This window comes from Phreatobacter sp. (assembly GCF_027532945.1).
In the GTDB taxonomy this organism is placed as follows: domain Bacteria; phylum Pseudomonadota; class Alphaproteobacteria; order Rhizobiales; family Phreatobacteraceae; genus Phreatobacter.
In genome coordinates, this window is the sequence record NZ_JAPZTZ010000002.1 from 13,761 (window position 1) to 38,058 (window position 24,298).

At 69.7% G+C, this 24,298-nt stretch carries 23 protein-coding genes and 1 tRNA gene; 3 read left to right on the forward strand and 21 right to left on the reverse strand.

Translation table 11 applies throughout. The features are described from left to right. Nucleotides 1-16: 16 nt before the first annotated feature. The 8 genes from O9344_RS00850 to O9344_RS00885 all read right to left on the reverse strand — a co-directional run bounded on the left by O9344_RS00850 (nucleotide 17) and on the right by O9344_RS00885 (nucleotide 7,648). Nucleotides 17-442 (reverse strand): hypothetical protein, encoded by a 426-nt coding sequence (locus O9344_RS00850; RefSeq protein WP_298471687.1) that lies wholly within the window; start codon nucleotides 440-442, stop codon nucleotides 17-19. A 157-nt stretch (nucleotides 443-599) separates the two neighbouring features. After that, nucleotides 600-675, reverse strand: a tRNA-Phe gene (locus O9344_RS00855). Between the two features lie 241 nt (nucleotides 676-916). Beyond that, nucleotides 917-1,516 carry a L,D-transpeptidase gene (locus O9344_RS00860; protein ID WP_298471689.1) on the reverse strand — a complete coding sequence of 200 codons (600 nt, stop codon included), beginning with the start codon at nucleotides 1,514-1,516 and terminating at the stop codon, nucleotides 917-919. A 33-nt stretch (nucleotides 1,517-1,549) separates the two neighbouring features. Continuing rightward, nucleotides 1,550-1,894 (reverse strand): hypothetical protein, encoded by a 345-nt coding sequence (locus tag O9344_RS00865; RefSeq protein WP_298471691.1) that lies wholly within the window; start codon nucleotides 1,892-1,894, stop codon nucleotides 1,550-1,552. Nucleotides 1,895-2,176: 282 nt separating this feature from the next. Next, nucleotides 2,177-2,899: a response regulator gene (locus O9344_RS00870; protein ID WP_298471787.1), complete on the reverse strand. Its 723-nt coding sequence runs from the start codon at nucleotides 2,897-2,899 to the stop codon at nucleotides 2,177-2,179. Beyond that, entirely contained in the window at nucleotides 2,896-4,659 is a 1,764-nt protein-coding gene (locus O9344_RS00875) for an ATP-binding protein (RefSeq protein ID WP_298471693.1), read from the reverse strand. The genes O9344_RS00870 and O9344_RS00875 overlap by 4 nt, the downstream gene beginning before the upstream one ends. After that, nucleotides 4,656-6,689, reverse strand: a complete 2,034-nt coding sequence (locus O9344_RS00880; protein ID WP_298471694.1) for a HAMP domain-containing sensor histidine kinase — start codon at nucleotides 6,687-6,689, stop codon at nucleotides 4,656-4,658. The genes O9344_RS00875 and O9344_RS00880 overlap by 4 nt, the downstream gene beginning before the upstream one ends. Further along, nucleotides 6,689-7,648 (reverse strand): TRAP transporter substrate-binding protein, encoded by a 960-nt coding sequence (locus O9344_RS00885; RefSeq protein ID WP_298471790.1) that lies wholly within the window; start codon nucleotides 7,646-7,648, stop codon nucleotides 6,689-6,691. The genes O9344_RS00880 and O9344_RS00885 overlap by 1 nt, the downstream gene beginning before the upstream one ends. 286 nt (nucleotides 7,649-7,934) lie before the next feature. Here O9344_RS00885 and O9344_RS00890 point away from each other — a divergent pair, with 286 nt between their 5' ends. Then, the gene (locus O9344_RS00890) at nucleotides 7,935-8,246 is read left to right on the forward strand and encodes a hypothetical protein (RefSeq protein ID WP_298471696.1); all 312 of its coding nucleotides are present in this window, start codon (nucleotides 7,935-7,937) and stop codon (nucleotides 8,244-8,246) included. 157 nt (nucleotides 8,247-8,403) lie between these two features. Then, on the forward strand, nucleotides 8,404-8,667 hold the full coding sequence (locus O9344_RS00895; protein WP_363321896.1) for a GNAT family N-acetyltransferase: 264 nt from the start codon (nucleotides 8,404-8,406) through the stop codon (nucleotides 8,665-8,667). 7 nt (nucleotides 8,668-8,674) lie between these two features. Here the strand turns inward: O9344_RS00895 and O9344_RS00900 are convergent, their stop codons facing one another. Continuing rightward, on the reverse strand, nucleotides 8,675-10,087 hold the full coding sequence (locus tag O9344_RS00900) for an FAD-linked oxidase C-terminal domain-containing protein (RefSeq protein WP_298471698.1): 1,413 nt from the start codon (nucleotides 10,085-10,087) through the stop codon (nucleotides 8,675-8,677). 372 nt (nucleotides 10,088-10,459) lie between these two features. Here O9344_RS00900 and O9344_RS00905 point away from each other — a divergent pair, with 372 nt between their 5' ends. Then, entirely contained in the window at nucleotides 10,460-10,963 is a 504-nt protein-coding gene (locus O9344_RS00905) for a thioesterase family protein (protein WP_298471700.1), read from the forward strand. 28 nt (nucleotides 10,964-10,991) lie between these two features. On the opposite strand, the gene O9344_RS00910 is transcribed toward O9344_RS00905, so the two are convergent. The 12 genes from O9344_RS00910 to O9344_RS00965 form a co-directional block, all read right to left on the reverse strand. Continuing rightward, a complete protein-coding gene (locus O9344_RS00910) occupies nucleotides 10,992-11,153 on the reverse strand; it encodes a hypothetical protein (RefSeq protein ID WP_170118142.1) in 162 nt (53 codons plus the stop codon). 93 nt (nucleotides 11,154-11,246) lie between these two features. Beyond that, nucleotides 11,247-11,495 carry a hypothetical protein gene (locus tag O9344_RS00915; protein WP_298471709.1) on the reverse strand — a complete coding sequence of 83 codons (249 nt, stop codon included), beginning with the start codon at nucleotides 11,493-11,495 and terminating at the stop codon, nucleotides 11,247-11,249. 166 nt (nucleotides 11,496-11,661) lie between these two features. Continuing rightward, a complete protein-coding gene (ligA, locus tag O9344_RS00920) occupies nucleotides 11,662-13,791 on the reverse strand; it encodes an NAD-dependent DNA ligase LigA (protein ID WP_298471712.1) in 2,130 nt (709 codons plus the stop codon). 139 nt (nucleotides 13,792-13,930) lie between these two features. Then, a complete protein-coding gene (locus O9344_RS00925) occupies nucleotides 13,931-14,614 on the reverse strand; it encodes a hypothetical protein (protein ID WP_298471715.1) in 684 nt (227 codons plus the stop codon). A gap of 71 nt (nucleotides 14,615-14,685) precedes the next feature. Continuing rightward, nucleotides 14,686-16,341 (reverse strand): DNA repair protein RecN, encoded by a 1,656-nt coding sequence (gene recN / locus O9344_RS00930; protein ID WP_298471717.1) that lies wholly within the window; start codon nucleotides 16,339-16,341, stop codon nucleotides 14,686-14,688. A 104-nt stretch (nucleotides 16,342-16,445) separates the two neighbouring features. Continuing rightward, on the reverse strand, nucleotides 16,446-17,357 hold the full coding sequence (locus tag O9344_RS00935) for an outer membrane protein assembly factor BamD (RefSeq protein ID WP_298471719.1): 912 nt from the start codon (nucleotides 17,355-17,357) through the stop codon (nucleotides 16,446-16,448). Nucleotides 17,358-17,507: 150 nt separating this feature from the next. Then, nucleotides 17,508-18,440 carry a UDP-3-O-acyl-N-acetylglucosamine deacetylase gene (lpxC, locus tag O9344_RS00940; protein WP_298471721.1) on the reverse strand — a complete coding sequence of 311 codons (933 nt, stop codon included), beginning with the start codon at nucleotides 18,438-18,440 and terminating at the stop codon, nucleotides 17,508-17,510. Nucleotides 18,441-18,792: 352 nt separating this feature from the next. Then, complete coding sequence (gene ftsZ / locus O9344_RS00945; RefSeq protein ID WP_298471797.1) at nucleotides 18,793-20,499, reverse strand: cell division protein FtsZ; 1,707 nt, start codon at nucleotides 20,497-20,499, stop codon at nucleotides 18,793-18,795. Between the two features lie 123 nt (nucleotides 20,500-20,622). After that, nucleotides 20,623-21,942 carry a cell division protein FtsA gene (gene ftsA, locus O9344_RS00950; protein WP_298471800.1) on the reverse strand — a complete coding sequence of 440 codons (1,320 nt, stop codon included), beginning with the start codon at nucleotides 21,940-21,942 and terminating at the stop codon, nucleotides 20,623-20,625. A gap of 2 nt (nucleotides 21,943-21,944) precedes the next feature. After that, nucleotides 21,945-22,931 (reverse strand): cell division protein FtsQ/DivIB, encoded by a 987-nt coding sequence (locus tag O9344_RS00955; RefSeq protein WP_298471723.1) that lies wholly within the window; start codon nucleotides 22,929-22,931, stop codon nucleotides 21,945-21,947. Next, nucleotides 22,928-23,851 carry a D-alanine--D-alanine ligase gene (locus O9344_RS00960; RefSeq protein WP_298471726.1) on the reverse strand — a complete coding sequence of 308 codons (924 nt, stop codon included), beginning with the start codon at nucleotides 23,849-23,851 and terminating at the stop codon, nucleotides 22,928-22,930. Before O9344_RS00960 ends, O9344_RS00955 begins: the two co-directional genes overlap by 4 nt. Before the next feature lie 10 nt (nucleotides 23,852-23,861). Continuing rightward, nucleotides 23,862-24,293 carry a helix-turn-helix transcriptional regulator gene (locus tag O9344_RS00965; protein WP_298471728.1) on the reverse strand — a complete coding sequence of 144 codons (432 nt, stop codon included), beginning with the start codon at nucleotides 24,291-24,293 and terminating at the stop codon, nucleotides 23,862-23,864. Between the last annotated feature and the right edge of the window lie 5 nt (nucleotides 24,294-24,298).

The window sequence follows — 24,298 nt, forward strand, 5'->3', positions numbered from 1 at the left end:
CGGCGCGCCCCTCCCCTCAGGACGGGGTGACGATCCGCGGGAAGGCGAGGAGCAGGCCGGCGAGCAGGGCGATATTGCCGATCATGGCGAGCCAGTGGAGCTGGCGCAGCCGCTCGACGCCCGCGGGCTCGCCGGCATCGCGCGCCTCAACACCCCTGTCGAAGCCGGCGAGCAGGGCCTGGCGCGCGACGAGCGCGCCGCCGCCAACCGCCACCGGCACCAGCGCCACGGCGAAGCGGCCGCTCGCCGCGAAGGCCAGCGCCGAGGCGCCGGCGGCCATCTGCAATAGGCGCAGGTAGAAGCCGAAGAGCACGCGCAGCAGCACCGTCACGCCGGGAATGGCCAGCGAGACGAAGAGAAAGCTCGGCGAGGCGAAGAGGAAATAGGCCTGCGGCAGCAGCAGGACGACGACGGCGAGGATCGCCAGCGGATCGGGAATCATGGGCGCGGCTCGGCAGGCGGGGCTGGGAGAGTGTGCGCCGGGAGGGGGGAAGGCGGAAGGGGGAATGACGAAGAGGAAATGCGAATAGGCGGTGCGCGTTTATGCGCGACACGACCTGCGCGCTGTCGGGCCGATGAAGCTGAGGTGTTCAGGAAAATGGTGCCCGGGGGCGGAATCGAACCACCGACACTGCGATTTTCAGTCGCATGCTCTACCAACTGAGCTACCCGGGCGACCGCGGGGCGTGACCGTCAGATGACGATCCGCTGCAGCGCGGGCCGGCTTATAGAGGCAAGCGCCGGGGCTGTCCACCCTCCTTGCGCCGATTGATCCACAGGCGCGGCGACCGGTCGCGAAGCCGGCCCGCCGGCCCCTGCTCCGCCCCCGCAACCACCGCAAGAAAAGGCCCCGATGGCGGGGCCATCGGGGCGAGGTGTGAGGTCAGGCAGGCATGCACGGCGAAAGAACGAAGGATCAGCGCAGGACGACGACCCGGGTGCCGACGCGGACGCGGTCGTAGAGGTCGACGACGTCCTCGTTGGTCATGCGGAAGCAGCCGGAGGAGACGGCCTGGCCGATCGTGTGCGGCTCGTTGGAGCCGTGGATGCGGTAGAGCGAGGAGCCGAGATACATGGCGCGGGCGCCGAGCGGATTGTCCGGGCCGCCGGCCATGTAGCGCGGCAGGTCGGGGCGGCGCTGCAGCATCTGGACGGGCGGGCGCCAGTCCGGCCACTCGGCCTTGCGGGTGATGGTCTGCGAGCCGCCCCATTCGAAGCCGGGGCGGCCGACGCCGACGCCGTAGCGCATGGCCTGGCCGCCGGGCATGACGAGATAGAGGCGGCGGGCATTGGTGTCGACGACGACCGTGCCGGGGACCTCGCCGCCGTGATAGGCGACGATCTCGCGCGGGATGGCATTGGCCTGGGCGACGGCCGCGTGCGGGCGGGAGATCAGCGGCTCGCGGGTGTCGGGGTCGAACATCACCACATTGGCGAAGGGGTTGGCAGAGGCCGCGGTGGCGGCGGCGGTGGCAGCGGCGGCGATGCCGGCGGAGAGGAAGAAGCGGCGGTTCATGGTCGTGGGTCCGAGGTCGGGAGCGGGGGGCGATCAGTTGGTGGTCTGATCGAGGGCGACGGTGCGGATCTGGCGCAGATGGCCGCCGGAGGCGGAGGTCTGGCAGGCCTGCGGGATGTAGGGCCAGGTATGGCGGGCGCAGTCGGCGCGCTCGCCGCGGATGGCGGCCTGCTTGCCGGCGGCCTCGTCCTGCCGCGGCGCCTGGTCGAGGCGGTTGCGGAAGGTGTCGAAGGCGCCGTGCGCATGGTCGAGGTCGCCCTTGGAGGGGCTGACATGCAGCACCGGACCCGAGACCGAGGCGCGGCCATCGGGCATCGCGACGAGGCCCACGGCGAGGCCGCAGCCGGCGAAAAGAGCGAAGCCGAGAAGTTTCGACATCCTGTTCATCTGCGATCCCCCTTGTGCAGCGCCCTTCTTGGGCCGGTCTCCCTTTCAGTCGCTGCGGGGGCGAAAAAGGTTCAGGACTTTTTCGCGCCGCCCGTCTCATCGGGACAGTGACGTTCTAGGGGCCGGGATTTTCGCAGGCGTGTTGCGGTGTTTCCACCCGCGTTTCAGCGCAGGCACGAAGGTTTCAAGCCTTGCGGCCGGGTGTCGCCACGGGGTCGCCGATGTTTCGCGGGCGGGCCGAATGTTGCGTGGGAGCGTGCACGGGGCCGCGCCTCAGCCGGCCTCGCCCTCGGGCATGAACATGTAGCCAGCGCCGCGCACGGTCTTGATATAGGCGGGGCGGTCGGCATCCGGCTCGATCTTGCGGCGGATGCGGGTAATGCGCACGTCGATGGCGCGGTCGAAGGCTTCCGGATCGCGGGCGCCGGCAAGGTCCAGCAGCTTGTCGCGCGACAGGACGCGGCGGGGATTGTCGGCGAAGGCTTTCAGCAGGGCGAATTCGGAGGTGGTGAGCGGATGATCCTGCCCCTCCGCGTCGCGCAGCACATGGGCGGCGAGGTCCAGCACCTTGGTGCCGAAGGGCACCTGCTCGCGGCCGCCCGGCAGGCCGGGCGCCTCGGAGGGGGCGGCGGCGCGGCGCAACTGCGCCCGGACACGGGCGAGCAGCTCGCGCAGCTCGCAGGGCTTGGCGAGATAGTCGTCGGCGCCGATCTCGAGGCCGGTGATGCGGTCGTCGGGGCTCGCCGTGGCGGTGAGCATGATGACGGGAATGGCCATGCGGCCTTTCAGGTCGCGCACCACGGACAGGCCGTCCTCGCCGGGCATGTTGAGGTCGAGGACGACGAGGGCGGGGCGCTCGGTCGCCATCGCGGCGCGCAGGGCCTCGCCGCCGTCGCAGAGCAGGGTGCGATAGCCGTGCAGCGTCAGGTAGTCGCCGACCATCTCGCGGGCCGGGGCCTCGTCGTCGACGACGGCGATGAGCTCGCCGGCCATCAGGACGGCCCTCCGGGGGTCAAGGGCGGCAGGACGATGGTGAAGGTGGCGCCGCGCCCCGGCGCCGCATTGGCGGCGGTGATGCGGCCGCCATGCAGCTCGACGATGCGGCGGCAGATGAACAGGCCGAGGCCGGTGGAGCTCTCGCCGCCGGTCGGCGTCGCGGAGAGGCGCTGGAAGCGGCCAAACAGCCGCTGCTGGTCCTCGGGCGTCAGGCCCGGCCCACTGTCGGTGACGGCGATGGCATGGCCGGATTCGGAAGCCGCGAGCGTCACGGTGATACGCCCGCCGGGCGGGGAATATTTCACCGCATTGGAGACGAGGTTGTCGATGGCCTCGCGCAGGCGGTCCGGATCGCCGCGGCCGGTCAGGCTGTCGGGGCCATGATAGAGCAGGAGCTGGCCCTTGCGGTCGGCGAGCGGCACATTGGCATCGAGGACCGCGCCGACGATGGCGGCGGTGTCGATCTCGGCGAAGCGCAGCTGCACGTCCTCGGCGTCGAGCATGGCGTCGGCGAGGAGCTCGTCCACCATCGAGGTCATGCGGGCGACCGAGGAGCGGATCTGCTCGATCTGGCCGCGGGCGCGGTCGATATTGGGCGGATCGAGACCGAGCAGCTCGTTCATCATCTCGGAGCGGCCGAGGATGACGCCGAGCGGATTCTTCAGGTCATGGGCGACGGTGCCGAGCACCTCGGCCTTGTGGTCGTTGGTGCGCTTCAGCCGCTGCCACTGGGCCTTCAGCCGCTCGTTGGCGGCGGTGAGCTGGCGGGTGCGGTCGGCGACGCGCTTTTCCAGCGTGGCATTGGCGGCCTGGAGCTGCTCGTAGAGCAGGACCGTGTCGAAGGCGGCCGGCAGGCTGCCGCAGAAGACGCCGAGCAAGGCGGCCTCTGTCTCGGTCGGCGGCTCCTCGCAGACGAGGGCCACGACGACATCGCGGCCACCGGCGGTATGCAGCATGACGCCGACATCATGGCCGCCGGCGAGCGAGGCGCCGGCAGCGAAGGTGCGGCCGACGAGATCGGCGACGCGGCCGGGCAGGACGCGGCCGGAGAGCTCGCCCATGGCGTTGCGGGCGGCAAGGACGCGGGTTGCGCCGGCCTCGCGCATGACCACGGCGCCCTCGCCGCACTGGCCGACGAGGGCGGCGGCTTCCGCGAGGACGGCGGCGGCGAGGCGCTCGCCGCCGGGCAGGCCGTAGATGCGGGCGGAGGCACCGACGATGGCCTCGAGGCCGCGGCGCATCTCGGTGAGGCGGATGAGCTGCTGGTGGCTGCGCAGGGCGGCGGTGAGCGAGGTGAAGAGCTTGTCGCCGGTGAGCTCGGTCTTCGCCTTGTAGTCGTTGATGTCGTAGTCGACGATGACCTGCCGCTCCGGCGCCTGGCCGGGCTGGCCGGTGCGCAGGATGATGCGCACCGTGTCATTGCCGAGCTCCTTGCGGATGTATTCGACGAGGTCGAGGCCGGCGCCGTCGCTCTCCATCACCACGTCGAGCAGCACCACCGCCATGTCGGGATGGCGGGCGAGCAGGCTGCGGCCCTCGGCGGCGGAGAAGGCGGAGTGGAGGTCGAGCCGGTTGCCGGCGAGCTGGTAGTCCGACAGCGCATATTTGGTGCCGGAATGGACGGCCGGATCGTCGTCGATGATGGCGACCTTCCAGCGGCCCATGGCCGCCACGTCGGCGACGGGTCCGTCCTCAAGGATGGCGACGAGATCGTCGTCCTCGGGCGTCATGCGCATCTCGGCGTCGTTCTCGGACGTCATGCGGGGTCCTGACGGTCGGGCTCCTGCGGCGCGACCAGCGGCAGGACGATGCGGAAGGTCGTACCGGCGCCGGGCGTCGAGGACAGGGCAATACGCCCGCCGAGCCGGCGTGTCACGATGTTGAAGACGATGTTGAGGCCAAGGCCCGTGCCGCCCTCCCCGCGCTTGGTGGTGAAGAACGGGTCATAGGCCTGACGCTGCACCTCGGCTGACATGCCGATGCCGTCGTCGCGGAAGGTGATGACGACGTGGTCGCCCTCCTGCACCGCAGCGATGGCGAAAGTGCCGTTGCGCCCCTCCGGGAAGGCGTGGGTGAGGGCATTGATGAAGAGGTTGGTGACGACCTGGCCATAGGGGCCGGGATAGCTGTCGAGGACGATGCCGGCGGGCACCGAGACCTCGAGCTGGACCGGCGCGCGGCGCAGCGTCGGCCGGAGGCTCGCGACGATCTGGTCGGTGGCCTCGGCGAGATCGAAGGCGCGGCGGTCGGCATGGCTGCGGTCCACCGCCACCTGCTTGAAGGCCTGGATCATCTCGCCGGCGCGCTGGAGGTTGAGCGCGAGCTGGTTCGCCGCCTCGCGGCTGCCCTGGACGAATTCGGTGAGGCGGGAGCGGCGCAATTCGCCGCGCTCGACATCGGCGGCGAAGTCATCGACGCGGCGGGCCAGGGTCGAGGCGACGGTGAGCGAGATGCCGATGGGGTTGTTGACCTCGTGGGCGACGCCGGCGACGAGGCCGCCGAGGGCGGCGAGCTTCTCGGCCTCGACGAGGCTCTGCTGGGTGTCGCGCAGTTCCGACAGCGCGGTCTCGGCGCGGTTCTTGGCGGCGACGAGGTCGCGCTCGGCCTTCTGCTTCTCGATGGCATTCTGGCGGAAGACCTCGACGTCGCGGGCCATGCGGCCGAGGTCGTCGGCGGCGGTGAGACCGGCGGGCTGGCGGGCAAGGTCGCCGGCGACGATGGCGTTCATGCTGCCGGCGAGATCGTCGAGCGGCACGCGGATGGAGCGCGCGATGAGCGTCCAGATCACCGCGACGATGGCGAGGAAGATGCCGGCAATGCCGACCGCCTGGACGAAGACGATGCGCAGCGTCTCGTCGAGGCGCGCCTGGGCGGCGTCCTCCTTGGCGCGGACGCGCTCGGCCACCTCCTGGATGACGGTCGCCATGACCGCCTGGTTGCCGTCGATCTCCACCTGCAGGAGGCGGTTCTGCATGCCGAGGACCTGGATCATCCGGCCGAAGCCGGCGCGCAGCGCCGTGGTGCGCTCCAGCAGGGTCTTCAGCGCCGCGCGCTGGAACTCGGTCTCCGCCAGATCGACCATGACCGGGGCGGTCGCCTGGATCACCTCGATGGAGCGGGAGGCCTCGCGCTGCGCCTGCACCGACTGGGTGAGATAATAGTCGTTGATGGCGACGAGGAAGATGGTGAAGGCCTCGCGCGACTTGCCGAGTGAGGGCGCGATGAGCGCGGCGCGGTCGTTCATGGCCGTCTCGACCACGGCATAGAGCTGGGAGAGTTCGCTCGCGGGCTTGCGGATCTCGTTCTCGTAGATGGAGGAGATGGTCTCGCGCACCGAGCGCAACTCGTCGAAGCCGAGCATGAAGCGCTCGGTGACGGAGGAGACCGAGCGGGCCGGGTTCTGCAGGGCGAGGTCGATTTCCTGCTCGATGGCGAGCTTGGCGAGGAGCGCTTTGCGCCGTTGCTCGATCTCGTTCAGCACGGTCTCGTTCGGCAAAGCGAAATAGCGGTGGATGAGGGTCTGCAGCCGTCCGGCGTCATTCTCAATGGAGGACAGCAGGCGGTCGATCCGGCGGGCCTCCTGCAGGTCGTCCCAGGCGGAGCGAATGGCCCGCGCGCCCGAGGCGATGAGCAGCATCAGCAGCGTGATGAAGGCAAGGTTCAGGATGACGATGGTGGCGATGCGCCAGCGCACGGGGATGCGGCGGAACTGCTCCGATGCCCAGTCGAGCCGGCCGCTGATGCTGCGCTTGACCGGCCGGGCCTGCACTGCCGCTCCGCTCGCTGCCATCACTTCGCCTGGCGGATGCGCGCGACGAGGGCGGCGAGCGAAGGCTCGGAGGCATAGCGGTCGACAATGGGGCGCACCGCCGTCTCGAAGCCGGACCGGTCCTGGAGCGTGACGACGGAGACGCCCTGCGCCTCGGCCTCGCGGCGGGAGGCAGCCTCGAGCTTCTGCCACTCACCGCGCATGGCGAGCGCCGATTCCCGCGCGGCGGCCCGGAAGATCACCTGTTCCTCGGGCGTCAGCTCTTCCCAGCACTTCTTCGACACGACCAGCACTTCCGGGCTCATCGTGTGCTCGGTGAGGGTGATGTGGCGCGCGGCGCGGAAATGATCGGTGGTGACGTAGGAGGGCCAGTTGTTCTCGGCGCCGTGGATGAGGCCGGTGGTGAGGCTCACCGTGACCTGGCCATAGGGCAGCGCCACCGGCTCGGCCCCCAGCGCCCGCATCATCTCCACCATCATGTCCGACTGCTGGACGCGGATGCGCAGGCCCTTCAGGTCCTCGACGCGGCGGATGGGCCGGGCGGAGTTGTAGATGGAGCGCGCGCCGGAATCATAGAAGGCGAGGCCGATGAGGCCGTAGCGCTCGAAACTCGCAAGGATGTCGTCGCCGACCGGCCCGTCGAGCACGGCGTGGAGGTGGTCCACCGAGCGGAAGAGGAACGGCAGGGCGAGGATGTTCGCTTCCGGGATGAAGCTCGCCAGCGGCGCGACATTGGTGCGGTTGATGTCGATGGCGCCGATGCGGGTCTGCTCGATCGTCTCCTTCTCCTCGCCGAGCTGGCGCGAATGGAAGATGCGGAGCGTGTGGCGTCCGTTGGTGCGCTCGGTGATGAGGCGACCCATCAGCTCCAGCGCCTTCACCGTGGGATAGTCGGCGGGCTGGGTATCGGCGACGCGGAATTCGCGCGCCGCAAGGGGCGCCGCGGCCAACAGGGCCAGCATCGACGTCATCGCCAGCATCGTTGTGACGGCCGCAAGGCCTGACAGCCAGCGTCGCATCCCCTGCCCCCCGATCCGACCATTGCGGCCTTGGGCGACCAGCATGCCATACAAGTGGCGGTCCTTGCCACGGTCCCGCTCATCAGCCCGGCTGCTTTGGAACAGGCGGCTGTTTCAGCGCCGCGACGGCTGGCTGAAAACTGCGCAACGTCGGGGCCGGTCGGCGGCACGCTGAGGAAACCGACAGGACGGAAAGGTCCGCCCCGTCGCGGAGCCCTCGGGCGCCGCTCCCACAAGGACATGATCCATGCGCATCACCACCCGTCTGCTCGCGACCCTCGTTCTGGTCGGCGCCGGCGCCACCGCGAGCCTCGCGCAAGGGGCGAACGAGATCGGCGTGCCCTCCTGCGACCGCTTCATCAACGACTACGAGGCCTGCATCACCACCAAGGTGCCGGAAGCCCAGCGCGGTGCCTTCTCCCAGCAGATCACCCAGCTGCGCGGCACCTGGCGGGAGTTTGCCCGCGACGGCCAGGCGCGCCAGCAGCTCGACTCGGTCTGCACCGCGCAGAGCGCCCAGCTCCGGCAGGTGATGGCGCCCTACGGCTGCTCGTTCTAACGGGCGCAGTCCGCGCGAAGACGCGTGCGGAGGACGGGGCGGCCCTGGCCTCAGGCCGACGGTTCCCCGCCCGCGCAGCAGGGCTGCGCTGCTGGCCTGGCGCTAGCCACCGTCACCAAGGGCCCCCCATATCGTCCCCAAGGCTGAGGAGGAGACCATGGCCGACAGCTTCCGGGACGATCAGGCGCGCGGGCGCTTCGAACTTGATGTCGACGGGCGGATCGCCTTCGCGCGCTACCGCCGCCAGGACGACCGCCTCGTCATCGAGCATGTGGAGGCCGAGCCGGCGTTGCGCGGCACCGGCGCGGCGGGACGGCTGATGGAGCGCATCGTCGCCGTCGCGGGCGAAGAGTCGCGCAGCATCGTGCCGCTCTGCGGCTATGCGGCGAGCTGGCTGCGGCGCCACGAGCGCCGGGGCTGAGCCCCTCTCACCCCGCCATTTTGCCGGGGTTCATGATGTTCTGCGGGTCCACGGCGCGCTTCAGCGACACCATCAGGGCCAGCGCCGCGTCGCCATGCTCGGCGGCGAGGTATTTCATCTTGCCCTGGCCGACGCCGTGCTCGCCGGTGCAGGTGCCCTCCATGGCGAGCGCCCGCTCGACGATGCGGCCCATGAAGGCCTTGCAGGCCTCGACACTCGCCGGATCGCTCTCGTCCATCAGCGGCAGGACGTGGAAATTGCCGTCGCCGACATGGCCGACGATGGGGGCGATGAGGCCGCTCGCCTCGATGTCCTTCTTGGTTTCATCGATACATTCGGCGAGCCGCGAGATCGGCACGCAGACATCCGATGACTGGCCCTTCCAGCCGGGCCGGAGCGCCATGGCCGCCCAATAGGCATCGTGCCGGGCCTGCCAGAGGCGGGTGCGGTCCTCGGCCTTCGCCGCCCACTGGAAGTCGCCGGCGCCATAATCGTCGGCGATCGCCCGGAAGCGCTCGACCTGTTCGGCGACGCCGGCGTCCGTGCCGTGGAACTCCAGCAGGAGCAGCGGCTTCTCGGGCAGGGAGAGCTTCGAATAGGCGTTGACCGCGCCGACCTGCACCTCGTCGAGGAGCTCGATGCGCGCCATGGGGATGCCGGTCTGGATGGCGACGATGGTGGCGTCGGCCGCGTCCTTCACGGTCGGGAAGGTGCAGGTCGCCGCCGAGATGGCCTCGGGGATGCCGTGCAGCTTGAGGGTGATCTTCGTGATGATGCCGAGCGTGCCCTCGGAGCCGACGAAGAGGCGGGTGAGGTCGTAGCCGGCGGAGGTCTTGCGGGCGCGGCGCGCGGTGTCGATCACCTCGCCGTTCGGCAGCACCACTTCCAGGGCGATGACATTGTCCTTCATCGTGCCGTAGCGCACGGCATTGGTGCCGGAGGCGCGGGTCGCCGCCATGCCGCCGATGGAGGCATCGGCGCCGGGATCGATGGGGAAGAACAGCCCCATGTCGCGCAGGTATTCGTTGAGCTGCTTGCGGGTGACGCCGGGCTCGACCACGACGTCGAGATCCTCGGCATGGACCTCGATGATGCGCTTCATCAGCGAGGTGTCGACGGAGATGCCGCCGAAGGGCGCGTTGACGTGGCCCTCCAGCGACGAGCCGGTGCCGAACGGAATGACCGGCATGGCATGGGCCGCCGCGATCTGCATCACCGCCACGCAATCCTCGGTGCTCTCGGCGAAGACGACGACGTCCGGCGGCTGGTTCTCGATCCAGGTGAGGGTATGGGCATGCTGCTGGCGCACCGCCTGCGAGGTCACCGCGCGGTTGCCGAAGCGCGCCTGGAGCTCGCCGACCACCGCGGCGACGGTCTCCGGCGACGGGCGGGTGCGGGTGGCGGGCGTCTCAGGCAGCATCAGGCGGTCCTCGCTTCGCTCCGTCTGACGGCGCGGAGTGGTGGGAGGCGGACATTAGGCACTCGCGGGGGCCACGCAAAGGCCGTCGGTCGGGAGGGTGCCTTGAGCAGCTTCGCCCGGCCGATGCACGGCACACCTCTCCCCGGCGGGGAGAGGTCGACGAGCGAAGCGAGGCGGGAGAGGGGGAGATTTCGTTGGATCGGGCCCAGCCCCCTGTCCCGGCCTTCGGCCGACCTCTCCCCACCGGGGAGAGGTGGGGTTGCGCCTCGCCTGATGAGGCGGTGCCGGCCGGTATCCTCAGGAGGCCGCGGCAGCCCCCTCCCCCGCGCGGCGGCATTGCCGGTCCCCCGCGCCATCCGCTAAGCCGGAGCCATGAGCCTCTTCGACCTCTGCCCCGACACGGGCCTTGCCATCACCCCGCCCATGGCCGTGCGGCCGGAGATGATCGACTATAACGGCCACGTGAACGTCGCCTTCTACGTCAAGCTGTTCGACGAGGGGCTCGACATCCTGTTCGAGCGGATCGGCCTGTCGCGCGCCTATGTCGAGACGCGCCAGATGAGCTTTTTCGCGCTGGAGGCGCATGTGCGCTACCTCCGCGAGATCAGCCTCGCCGACCGGGTGCGGATGCGCCTGCGCATCCTCGATCTCGACCCGAAGCGCATCCACTACTGGATGGAGCTGGTCCATGCGGACGAGGGCTGGCTGTCGGCGACGATGGAATCGATCTCCATCCATGTCGACATGGCCTCGCGCCGGCCTGCGCCCTTCCCGGACGACATCATGGCGCGGCTGACCGCGTGGCACGCGGCGGATGCGGAAAGGCCGCGCCCGGAGGGCGTCGGCCAGGTCATCGGCATCCGGCGGAAGGGCTGAGCTTCAGCGCCCGAAATCAGCGCCGCAATCAGCGCGCGAACGGGAGCGTGTAGGAGCCGCCGAGCGTCGTCATGATCCCGGCGCGGCGCAGTTCGTCGGCGGAGACCACGGTCATGGCCTCGCGCGCCAGGCGCTCGGCGCGGGCGCGGCGGAAGGCGTTGAGATAGCGGGCGATCGTGGCGAAGAACATGGGGGTGCCCTCCTTCGGGGCGCGGAGACGGCGAGAGCCGACCCCGCCAAGGCGAGGCCGGCATCCCGACGTTCTGGGGTCAGGCGATGTCCGTCAGACGGACGCCATCATGGAACGGGTGCGGCGGATCATCTGGTCACGGGTCATGCCGTGGCGGGCGAGCTCGTCGTCCGACAGGTGGGCCAGATAGCCGTGCACATAGGTGGCGGCGCGCAGCTCCTGCGCCTCCACGATGGAATTGTAGAGCGAACGCCAGAAACCGGGCTTGTCGGACTTCGTGGACGTGACGGCCTTCTCGGCCGGAGCGGCGGAAGCGATCTTGTCGAGCGCAATGGTAGCCATGGTGGTCTCTCCTCTGAAAGAGTGGACGACCTCGAGGCTTCCTCCCTTTCGACAAGACCTATTTTGTTGCAGTGCAGCGATTTTTCAAGTTGTGCAGCGCACAATCAGCCTTGCATTCCGCGCATGGCTTGTGAAAACGATCCGTTAAGGATCTGAATCCGCAATCTTATTTCACGAGTTCGAACCACTCGTCCTCGGTCATGACGATGACGCCGAGGTCACGCGCCTTGTCGAGTTTGGAGCCCGCGCCGGGCCCTGCGACGACGTAATCGGTCTTCTTCGACACCGACCCGGCGACCTTGGCGCCCAGCCGCTCGGCCATGGCCTTGGCCTCGTCGCGGGTCATCTTCTCGAGCGAACCGGTGAAGACCACGGTCTTGCCGGCGACGGGGGTGTCGGATTTCGGCTTCTCCGCCTCCTGGACCGTGAGTTCGGCCACCAGCCGCTCGACCATGGCGCGGTTGCGCGGCTCGGCGAAATAGGCGGCGAGCGCGTCGATCACCGCATCGCCGATCTGGTCGAGCGAATCGAGCTCGTGGCGGGTATCGGCATCACCATCGGCGACGCGCACCGCGGCATCGTGGAACGACTGCCAGGTGCCATAGGCGCGGGCGAGGACGCGGGCCGTGGTCTCGCCGACATGGCGGATACCGAGCGCGGCGATGAGCCGGTCGAGCGGCACGGTGCGGCTCGCCTCGATGGCGTCGAAGAGGTTTTTGGCCGAGAGCGCGCCGAAGCCCTCCTTGTCCTTGAGCTTCTTGAGGTTCGCCCCGTCCCGCTGCGCCAGGGTGAAAATGTCAGCGGGCTCGCGGATCGGCAGGTCGGGGTCATCGTAGAAGAAGGGCAGCCGCTCCGCCCCGAGGCCCTCGATGTCGAGGACGCGGCGGGAGACGACGTGCCGGAGCCGCTCCAACGCCTGCGCCGAGCAGGCGAAGCCGCCGGTGCAGCGCCTGACAGCCTCGCCCTCCTCGCGGATGGCCGGGCTGCCGCAGGCGGGACAGGTCGACGGGAAGGCATAGGGTCTGGCGTCGGCGGGGCGCTTCTCCGCCACCACGTCGAGGACCTGGGGGATGACGTCGCCGGCGCGCTGGACGATGACCGTATCGCCGACGCGGATGTCCTGCTCGCGGAACCGCTCGCCGTCGGTGCCGATGCCCTTGATGTAGTCCTCGTTGTGGAGCGTCGCATTGGAGACGACAACGCCGCCGACGGTGACCGGGCGCAGCTTGGCGACGGGGGTGAGCGCGCCGGTGCGGCCGACCTGGATGTCGATGGCGTCGAGGATGGTCGTCGCCTTCTCCGCCGCGAATTTGTGGGCGATGGCCCAGCGCGGCGAGCGCGAGACGAAACCGAGGCGCGCCTGGAGGGCGAGGTCGTCGACCTTGTAGACGACGCCATCGATGTCATAGCCGAGGGTCGCCCGCATGGCGCCGATGCGGCGGTAATGGGCCAGCAGCTCTTCTGCGCTCTCGCAGACCACGGTGAGCGAATTGGTGGGGAACCCAAGCTCGCCGAACCACTTCACCATGCCGGATTGGGTGTCGCGTGGCCGGGCGGGCGCAATCTCCCCCCAGGCATAGGCGAAGAAGCGCAGGGGGCGCTCGGCGGTGATGCGCGGGTCGAGCTGGCGCAGCGAGCCGGCGGCAGCGTTGCGGGGATTGGCGAAGGGCGGCAGGCCGCGCTCCTCCTGCCGGGCATTGATGCGGCGGAAATCCTCGTGGGAGAGATAGACCTCGCCGCGCACCTCCAGGACCTCCGGCGCGCCCTGCAGCACCTGCGGGATCTCGTGGATGGTGCGGATATTGGCGGTGACGTCCTCGCCGACCGCGCCGTCGCCGCGGGTGGCGGCGACCGCGAGGCGGCCGCCGAGATAGCGCAGCGAGCAGGACAGGCCGTCGATCTTCGGCTCGGCGGTCATGGCCACCGGGGCCTCGGCCTCGAGGCCGAGGAAGCGGCGGACGCGGCCGACGAAATCGGTCACCTCCTCGTCGGCAAAAGCATTGCCGAGGGAGAGCATCGGGACCGCATGGGCGACCTTGCCGAACTTTCCCGAGGGCGCGGCGCCGACGCGCTCGGAGAGGCTCTCAGGTGTCCGCAGCGCCGGATGGGCCGCCTCGATCTCCTCGTAGCGACGACGCAGGGCGTCGTATTCGGCGTCGGTGAGGGTCGGCGCATCGTCCTGGTAGTACTGCCGGTCCGCCTCGGCGAGGGCTTCACCGAGGCGCTCGTGCTCGGCCCGGGCCTCCTCGGCGGAGAGGCTTTCGACGGGAACGGCGGGACTGAGGGATCGCGACATGACGAACTCGGCAGTGGAGGCGGAAGCGCCCGCCCGTCATGCCCTGAGGATGAGCGGATTTCCAAGAGGCTTGGGCGCGCGCCAGAACGATAGAGGGCGGGGTGGCGCCGGCAAGGGCCGATGTTGCCAGCCACTGGCATCACTCGACGATGCCGAGGCGCATGCCGCGGCGCGCGGCCTCGCGCAGCACAGCCTCGTTCGAGGGCCACCACATCTGGACGATGCCGGTCATGCCGAAACGGGCAAGCGCCGCGGGGGTTGCGGTCCATTCCTCCGCGAGGTCGCGGACGCCGGAGCGCGGGTCGCGGCGATAGGATGGGTCGTAGGTGATCGCGCCATCGACGCCGATCTCGCGGAAGAAGGCGCGGGTCAGCGCCAGCAGTTCGCGCTCTTCGCCGCCGCCGAACAGGCCGCCGAAGGCGCCGGGCGCGATGCCGCCGTGGAAGACGAGCAGCCCGCGGTCGGCCACCGCCTTGGTGCGGGCGGCGGGGAAGAGGAAATTGGCGCAGGAGGAGGCGCAGCGGTCGTCGACGACGAGCATAAGGCCGCGGGCGCGAATCGCCCGGGCGAGGCGGATGGCGGCGGTGACCTCGCCGCCATCGGAGGCGACGACCAGCGTCGTGAGGCCGGGGGTCGGGAGCAATGCGGTGGCGCGGGCAGCGGAGCCGGCATCGATGTCGCCGGTGAAGCAGAGGGTGGAGCCCGTGACGCGGATGGTGCCGGGCGCGCCGCGGCAGGCGGTGACGGCGGCGGGATCGGCGCGGCTGGGGACGGCGAGGGCGAGGAGAGCCAGAAGCGCGGCGGCGAGGCGGGGGATGGTCAAGCAGCGCTCCTCAGGGCCCGGGTGGAGTGTCTGGTGGCCAGAGAACCCAGCGGCTCCCCTCCCCGTTCCGCTCAGCCGACCTTGAGCAGCTTCTCGGCCGCAGCGCGGGCCTCGTCGGTGATGGTCTCGCCGGCGAGCATGCGCGCCAGCTCCTCGCGGCGTAGGTCGTAGCCGAGCGGCTTCACCCGGGTCGCGACCTTCTGGCCGGCCGTCTCCTTGGCAATGAGGTAGTGCCGCGTCGCGCGGGCGGCGACCTGCGGCGCATGGGTGACCGAGAGCACCTGCACCTTCGCGCCGAGCCGCGACAGCCGCTGGCCGATGGCATCCGCCACCGCGCCGCCGACGCCGGTATCGATCTCGTCGAAGACGAGGGTCGGCGCCGAGCCCTGGTCGGCGAGGACCACCTTCAGCGCCAGCATGAAGCGCGAGAGTTCGCCGCCCGAGGCGACCTTCATCATCGGGCCGGGACGGGTGCCCGGATTGGTCTGGACCCAGAATTCGGCGCGGTCCGTGCCCTCGGCGCCGGAGCCGTCCTCGACGATCTCGGTCATGAAGCGGGCACGGTCGAGCTTGAGGGGACCGAGCTCAGCATTGACCGCGACGTCGAGACGCTTGGCTGCGGCCTTGCGCTTCGCCGAGAGGGCCGTGGCCGCCTTGGCATAGGCTGAGCCTGCCTGCATCGCCGCCTTTTCCAGCGCCACGAGCCGGTCCTCGCCGGCATCGAGAGCCGCGACATCGGCGACATAGCGCGCCGCGAGGTCCGCGAGCCCATCCACCGGCACGGCATATTTGCGCGAGGCGGCACGCAGCGAGAACAGGCGCTCCTCGATGCGCTCCAGCTCGCGCGGATCGAATTCGGAGGCGCGTTGCGCCGTCTCCACGGCGGCCCGGGCATCCTCGATGCGGTCGAGGGCCTCGCCAAAGGCTTTCACGATGGGCTCGACGAGAGCCGGGGCCTGGGCGGCGCGGCGCTCCAGCCGACGCCAGGCGGCGGCGAGCGATGGAACAGCCGAGGCCGGCCCCGTCAGCACGTCGAGGGCCTCGGCGAGGTCGGAGGCGATCTTCTCCGAGGCCATCATGGACTGGCGGCGCGCCGCGAGGTCGGTCTCCTCGCCGGCCTCGGGTTTCAACTTCGCCAGTTCCTCGACGGCGTGGCGCAGGAAATCGCCATCGGCGCGCGCCTTGGCGAGCCGCTCCTTCGCCTCGTCGACGGCGCGGGTCGCCTCGCGCCAGGAACGCCAGGCGGCGCGGACGCTCGCGACCTCCGCCCCGAGGCCACCATAGGCGTCGACGAGGGCGCGGTGGGCGTCAGGCTCCATCAGGGCGCGGTCGGCATGCTGGCCGTGGATCTCGACCAGGGCGGCACCGATGGCGCGCAGCACCTGGACGCTCGCCGCCTGGTCGTTGACGAAGGCGCGGGTGCGGCCGTCGGCCAGCTGGATGCGGCGGAGGATGAGGTCGCCCTCGGTGTCGATATCGGCTTCCGCCGCGATGCGCCGCGCCGGATGGTCGAGCGGCACGTCGAAGACGGCGGTGACCTGGCCCTGATCCTGGCCATGGCGGACGAGCGAGGCTTCGCCGCGGGCCCCGAGGGCAAGGGAGGTGGCGTCGAGCAGGATGGACTTTCCGGCGCCGGTCTCGCCGGTCAGCACGGAGAGCCCCTCGGCGAAGGTCAGATCGAGCCGGTCGATCAGGACGATGTCGCGGATCGAAAGCTGGACGAGCATGGGCGGTTCGCGCAATCCCGACGGCGGAGGAGCCGGGGCGCCGCACGGATTCGGCAGCGCGCCCGCGTCACCGGCTTAACGCGAACGCAGCGCGAACGGAAGCCTCAGCCGGTGATGCGGCGGAAGGCGCGGCTGATCCACGAGCCGGTGTCCTCGCGCGGGGTCAGGCCCTGGCCCTGGATGAGGGCATAGGAGTCCTTGTACCACTGGCTGTCGGGGAAGTTGTGGCCGAGCACGGCCGCCGCGGTCTGCGCCTCGTTGACGATGCCGAGCGCCATGTAGCACTCGACCAGGCGGGCCAGCGCCTCCTCGATGTGGCGGGTCGTCTGGAACTGCGAGACGACGGTGCGGTAGCGGTTGATGGCGCCGGTGAACTGGCGGCGCTCGAGATAGTATTTCGCCACCGTCATCTCGCGGCCGGCGAGCTGGTCGCGGGCGACCTCGATCTTGCGGCGCGCGGCAATGGCATATTCCGACTGCGGCCACTTGCGGGTGACCTCGTCGAGAATAACGAGGGCGCGCTCGGTGCGGGTCTGATCGCGCTGCACGTCGGGAATCTGATCGTAGAGCGCTGCGCCCTGGAGATACTGGGCATAGGCGGCATCCGGCGCACCGGGATGGAGCTGCAGGAAGCGGCGGGACTGGTTGATCGTCTCCTCGTAGTCCTGCGACTCGTAGAAGGAATAGGCGGCCATGATGAGCGCCCGCTTGGCCCATTCCGTGTAGGGATGGGTGCGGTCGATCTCCATGAACTTGAGGGCTGCACGGCGCCAGTCGCGCCGGTTCTGCAGGGCAATGCCCTCGTTGTAGAGCTTCTCGGCCGGCTCGTCAGGCAGGCTCGCCGAATCGGTCCCGCCGAAGAGATTGCCGAAATTGGGCGTGTTGGCGCAGGCGCCCAGCGGCGCGGCGAGGGCCGCCACGGTCGCCATCAGCATGGCGCGGCGGGCGAGGGACGGGGCGGGACGCCCAGCGAGAGCCTGATCCGAAGGCTGGCTCTTCGAAGGATCCATCTGCACGGTCACGAACCTTCCCACTCGACGTTACGGCGCGGGTCCGCGGCGGGGGGCCGACGGAACCAGCACGGCTCATAAACGAAAACCGGGCCCGCCGCTATCGCCGGGCGGCCACGTTCTGACGGGCAGTTGAGGCCCAATTGCGGCGAAGGATCAGGTAGCGTCCGGACCGTAGGCGGGAACGGAGACGCCGATATCGGCATGGCCGCGCTCGCGGCGGGGGGCCTGCTCGACGATCGCATAGGCGGTCGGGTCGGCGAAGAGGGTCTCGAGCAGCTTGACGTTCAGGCGGTGGCCGCCGCGATAGGAGCGGAAACGGCCAACCAGCGGCGCGCCGGCGAGCGACAGGTCGCCGATGGCGTCGAGCAGCTTGTGGCGGACGAACTCGTCGCGGTAGCGCAGACCCTCGGGGTTGAGGATGCGGTCGTCGCCGACGACGATCGTGTTGTCGAGCGAGGCGCCGAGGGCCTTGTTCACCGCCCAGAGCTTGCTGACGTCCTGCATGAAGCCGAAGGTGCGGGCGCGGGCAATGTCGCGGCGGAAGGCCAGCGGATCGAGGTCGATGCCGCAGAGCTGGCGGCCGATGAGCGGATTGGCGAAGTCGATCTCGACCTCGAGGCGCAGGCCGCGATCATGGGGATGGAGTTCGACCACGCCGCGCTCGGTCTCCAGCACCACCGACTTGAGGACCTTCACCACCTTGCGGGGGGCGTCCTGCAGGATGATGCCGACCTGGTCGATGGCCTCGACGAAGGGGGCGGCGGAACCGTCGAGGATCGGCATTTCCGGACCGTCCACCTCGACGAGGCAATTGTCGATGCCGAGGCCGGCAAGGGCGGCCATCAGGTGCTCGACGGTGGCGACGCCGCCGCGCTCGGGCCGGCCGACGACGGTCGACAGATCGGCGGAGGAGACGTTGCGGAAAACGGCGGGGATCTCAGCGTGGTCCTGGTCGGAGCGAAGGAAAGCGATGCCCGAACCGGCTTCCGCCGGATGGAGAGTCACCGAGACCCGGGCACCCGAATGCACGCCGATTCCGTCCAGTGTGATGGAGTCGCGAACCGTCGTCTGCTTCGCAGCTTTCATGACCGACCGTCTCTGCCATCCGCCGGGGAGACCTTGCGGGTCTCGTCGGGGCAGGATGGCCCCCTTGCATGACCTGGCGAACCGGGTGCCGGATGGTCCGGCGATGATGCGGCGCAACGAATCGCCACTCACCGTTTCCAAGCTCGTCGAGGCCGGGACCATAAACAGGGCCTCCGGGGGGGCCAAGTCACGGTTTATGTCCGACTGTTACCAAAATTCGGACGCATTTCGCGGACCGCGTTAGGAGAATAAAAACCACGTGTTAACAAAAACTTACCCGGGTGCATGGCACCCGGGTGAAGTGATTTCCTGCAAGATTCGGTAACAATTACCGTAAGGGATCGTGACCGCCTCAATTGGCCTGGCGGCGGAGGAAGGCCGGGATGTCCAGATGATCCTCCTCGGCCCGCGGCTGCTGCGCTGCGGGGCGGCCGTGGATGTCGAGGCCGGCCGGTTCGCGGCGCATCTGCGGGGCAGGAGCGGCCGGCATCCGCGGCGCCTGGGCGACCGGGCGGGCCGGCTGCAGCGGCGGGGCAGCGCGCGGCGCCACCGGCGCCGGAGCCGGGGTGTCGGCCTCGCCACGGCGGGTGAAGCCGATCGACTGCAGCTTCTCCATCAGCGAAGTGCGCTTCTTCTCCACCGGGTTCTCCGGCATCCGCGGGGCAACTGCCGGGGCGGCGCGCATCTGGTCGCGGACGATGGGCGGCATCTCTTCGGCCGTCGGCATGCGCACCGGGCGCATCGGCTTCTCCGGGGCCGGCGGGATGAAGTCGCGGGCCGGCGGGGCGACCTCGTCGCGCGGCGGCATGCGGACCGGATCGAGCTCGATCGGCGCCTCGGTGAAGAGGGCCGGCTTCGGCGCGACCGGCTGGATCATCACCTCGGCGGCGGTCATGACCGGCTCGGGGGCCGGAACAGGAGCCGGCGGCTCGTAGGCGACGGGAGCCGGAGCCGGGGCGAGCTCCATGACCGGGGTCGGCGCGGCGGCCGGGATCGGGGCCGGGGCGGACGTCGTGGCGGCGGCGATGCGCTGGGCGCTCTGGCGCAGCTTCGCCGTCATCTCGGCAATGGTCTGGGTGTTGGCGGCCTGGGCCGACAGGTCGATGCCGGTGGCGACCACCGAGACGCGGATCGTGCCGTCGAGGGCGTTGTCGAAGGTGGCACCGAGGATGATGTTCGCCTCCGGATCGACCTCCTCGCGGATGCGGGTCGCGGCCTCGTCCACCTCGAAGAGGGTGAGGTCCTTGCCGCCGGTGATGGAGATGAGCAGGCCACGGGCGCCCTTCATCGAGGTCTCGTCGAGGAGCGGGTTGGCGATCGCCGCCTCGGCAGCGGTGATGGCGCGGCGCTCGCCGGTGGCCTCGCCGGTGCCCATCATCGCCTTGCCCATGTCGCGCATGACGGCGCGGACGTCGGCGAAGTCGAGGTTGATGAGGCCTTCCTTGACCATCAGGTCGGTGATGCAGGCGACGCCCGAATAGAGCACCTGGTCGGCCATGGCGAAGGCGTCGGTGAAGGTGGTGCGCTCGTTGGCGACCCGGAACAGGTTCTGGTTCGGGATGACAATCAGCGTGTCGACCGACTTCTGCAGCTCGAGGATGCCGGCATCCGCGGTCTTCATGCGGCGCACGCCCTCGAAGTGGAAGGGCTTGGTCACGACGCCGACCGTCAGTATGCCGAGCTCGCGGGCGACGCGGGCGATGACCGGGGCAGCTCCCGTGCCGGTGCCGCCGCCCATGCCGGCGGTGATGAAGGCCATGTGCGAGCCGGAGAGCTGGTCACGGATCTCGTCGATGACCTCCTCGGCCGCCGCAGCGCCGACTTCCGGGTGCGAACCGGCGCCGAGGCCCGAGGTGACGGCGAGGCCCATCTGGATGATGCGCTCGGCCTTGGAGGAGGACAGCGCCTGGGCGTCGGTGTTGGCGACGACGAAGTCGCAGCCCTGCAGGCCGCCCTCGATCATGTTGTTGACGGCGTTGCCGCCCGCGCCGCCCACGCCGAACACGGTGATCCGGGGCTTCAGTTCCCGAATGTCGGGCATCTTCAGGTTGATGGTCATCATGAGCCTCGTTCGAATCACTCACGCGACAGCCACGTCGCTTGTATCACTTGTCCTGCGGTCCGGCGGCGCCCGGGCCTGACGTTCGACGAACCCGCCGCATTCGCGCGACGGGCAATTCTCCTAGAAACTGTCCCTGATCCACCGGCCGACGCGGGAGAAGTAGCCATCCGTGCCCGTCGCGGCGAAAAGGCGCCGCTGCGGTTCGTAGTGCTCGGCTCCCGCGATCTGCGGATAGACGCTGAGGCCGACAGCGGCGGCAAAGGGCGGGCCCTTGGCGCTGTCGGGAAGTCCGGTGATGCCGACCGGCCGGGCGACCCGGACCTGGCGGCCAAAGACCTGGGCGGCGAGATCGGCAAGGCCTGGAAGCTGCGCGCCGCCGCCGGTGAGCACCAGCCGGCGGCCGGCCTCGGCGGCCGATCCCGCGGCGACCAGGCGGTCGCGCACCATCTCAAGGATCTCGTCGATGCGCGGGCGAATGATGCGGATGATCTGCGCCCGCGACACGGCATTGGGGATGTCACGGTCGTCTTCGGAGATGGAGGGGACGTTGACGATGTCGCGCTCGTCGGACTTGGCGACGAAACAGGCGCCGTTCAGCACCTTGATGCGCTCGGCGTCGGAAAGGCGTGTGGAGAGGCCGCGGGCGATATCCATGGTGACATGGTGCGAGCCCACCGCCACGGCGTCGGCATGAACGAAATGGCCGCCAGCGAAGACCGACAGCGTCGTGGTGCCGGCGCCCATGTCGAGGCAGACCGTGCCGAGTTCGGCCTCGTCGTCGGTGAGGACCGCAAGGCCGGAGGCGAAGGGCGCGGCGACGAGCGCCTCGACCGACAGGTGGCAGCGCTCGATGCAGAGCATGAGGTTGCGGGCGGTGGCGGCATCGCAGGTGGCGATGTGCATGTCGACGCCGAGCGAGGAGCCGAGCATGCCGCGCGGATCCTTGATGCCGCGCGTCTCGTCGAGGCGGAAGCCGACGGGCATGGAGTGCAGGACCGCCCTGCCCTTGCGGATGGAATGGTCGGAGGCCGCCTCCAGCACACGATGCAGGTCCTGGTCGGTGACCTGTGGCGTCGAACAGGTGACGCGAGTCTCGTAATGCTCCGAGGCGATGCGGCCGGCGGAAACCGTGGCGATGACCCGGTCGACCTGGACCTCGGCCATGCGCTCGGCGGCATCCACGGCCTGGCGGATGGCCGCCTCGGCCTTGGCCATGTCGGCGACGGCGCCGGCCTTCATGCCGCGGGCGCGGGTGTGGCCGATGCCGAGGATCTCGGCCTTGTGGGTGCGGTTCGGCAGGATGTCCGTGCCCTCGCGGGGGCGCAGGCGGACGATCATGCAGACGATCTTCGAGGTGCCGATGTCGAGGACGCACATGATCGCCGAACGCTTCGGCGAAATGGGCTTCATCTTCGGGGTCAGGCCGTGACGGAAGGACATGGTCATGTGCGCTGCCCCTGCAGGGCGCGGCGGCGGGCGCGGTCGCGCTCGCGCTCCTTGAGGGCTGCCTCATGGGCCTTCATCGCATCCTCGGTGAGGCGGACGGAGACGCGGTCGGGCACGCGCAGGTCGATGATCGCGACGTCACGGGTCATGATGCGGCGCTCGGCGTCGAGCCTGGCCAGATCCACCATGGCGCGGTCGAGGTCGGCGTCGGGCAGGCGCACGTCGATGCCGTTCTTGAGCACGAGGGTCCAGCGGCGCTCGGCGACGAGCACCGCGGCGCGAACGGCCTTGGCGACGTCGGCGTGATCGTTCAGAAGGCCGACGATCTCGCGGGCGCGCTCCTCGGCGCCCTTGCCGACGATGAGCGGCAGGTGCTGGAAGCGGGCATCGAGGTGGTCGACGATGACCTTGCCGTCGGCGGAGATGACGTGGATGCGGCCGTCGCGCTGCCAGAGTGCGAAGGGCTCGCGCTCCACGACCGAGATCATGATCTGGTCCGGATAGAGCTTCTGCACCGTGGCGTCGGCGAGCCAGGGATTGGCCTTCAGCCGCTCGCGGGCGAGATCCGCGTCGAAGAACAGAACCGAAGAATCGGGGCGGATGCCGGCGACGTCGAGGATGTGCTCGTGGCTCATCTGGCGGTTGCCGGTGAGGCGGACGCCGGTGACCTTGAGGCCGGCGGCATTGGCCGCCTGGTCGCCGAGGGCGAGGAGGCCGGCGTTCAGGGTGGGGCCATGGCCGCCACGCTGCACGCCATAGACGCCGGTGGCGACGAAGAGGGCGAGGGTGGCGAGGAGGCCGGCGCGGCGCGGCGGGCGGATCGACATGATCCGCATGCCGAGGCGCCGCAGCCGCATGGCGAGCGCGCTCGGGCGGGCATAGGACTCGTACGCCTCGTCACGCCGCGGGGCAGCGCGGTGGCGCAACCTCTCGCTGGCATGGGCGAGCGCGTCCGCGCCGGCTCCAGCGAGCCTGGCGGTCAACGATCCACTGACGCGTCCAACACCATCCATTCGACCAGCTCGGCGAACGAGATACCTTCGTGAGCGGCCATGTCGGGGACGAGCGAAGTCCCGGTCATCCCGGGCTGCGTGTTGACTTCGAGGCAGACGAGCTGCCCGGTTCCCCCGGGCGTATCGTCGTATCGGAAGTCCGCACGGCTGACCCCTTTACAGCCGAGCGCCTGATGCGCTGCGAGGGACAGTCTTTGGACCTCAGAGTAAATATTTGGTTTAAGCGGCGCGGGAATCACGTGGGCAGACCCGCCCGGCGTGTACTTCGCCTCGTAGTCGTAGAAGGTTCCGGCATAGGTGATCTCGATCACGCCGAGGGCCCGGTCGCCCATAACGGCGCAGGTGAGCTCCTTGCCGGCGATAAAGGGCTCGACCAGCACGGTGTCACCCAAAGACCACTCGGTCGAATGCAATTCCTGCGGCGGGTGCTCGTGGTCCTTGGTGACGATGAACACGCCGAGCGACGAGCCGTCGGTGTTGGGCTTGATGACATAGGGACGGGGCAGCAGATGCTCGCGCGCCGCCTCGCGCCGCGACACGACGAGGCCCTTCGGCACGGGGATGCCGGCGGCGTCCATGACGGTCTTGGCCATGGCCTTGTCCATGCAAAGCGCCGAGGCCATGACGCCGGAATGGCTGTAGGGGATGCGCAGGACCTCGAGGATGCCGGCAAGCGTGCCGTCCTCGCCGGGGCGGCCATGGGTGACGTTCAGCACCACGTCCGGCTTCACCGCGACGAGACGCTGGGCGATGTCGCGCCCGACATCGATGCGCGTCACCGGCCAGCCGCGGCCCTCGAGGGCCTCGGCGCAGGCCTTGCCGGAGGCCAGCGACACCTCGCGCTCGGCGGACCAGCCGCCATAAAGGACGGCGACGTGGGGTTTGGTCATGGTCGAACCTTCACGATGGATTGCCAGGAGCGGCGCCGTCGGCGCCGATGTTGTCGTCGTCCCCATGCCGCACGAGGTCGTCGAGATCGATGCGCAGCACCCGGGCGATGCGGGCCATCGTCTCCAGCGTGCCTTCGCGGCGGCCTGTCTCGATCTGGCTGAGATAGGAGGGACTGATGAGAGCGGCCTCGGCGAGATCCTTCACCGAGAGGCCGCGATGATCGCGCCAGACCCTGACCGGGTGCTCGTCGCCGAGAAGGCGCAGGGCAATGGCCGCGGGAACCATCTCGTCCTCACCGGCGGCAAGCTTTCGCTTCGCCTCGTCATAGGCGGCAACGTCGGCAAGGTCCTCGGCGGCCTCGACCAGCCGCTCATATTCCGCGCGCGGCAGCAGAACGAGGTCCTCGCCTCCCGGGGTGATGATGCGCTTGGCGAGGGTCATATGGT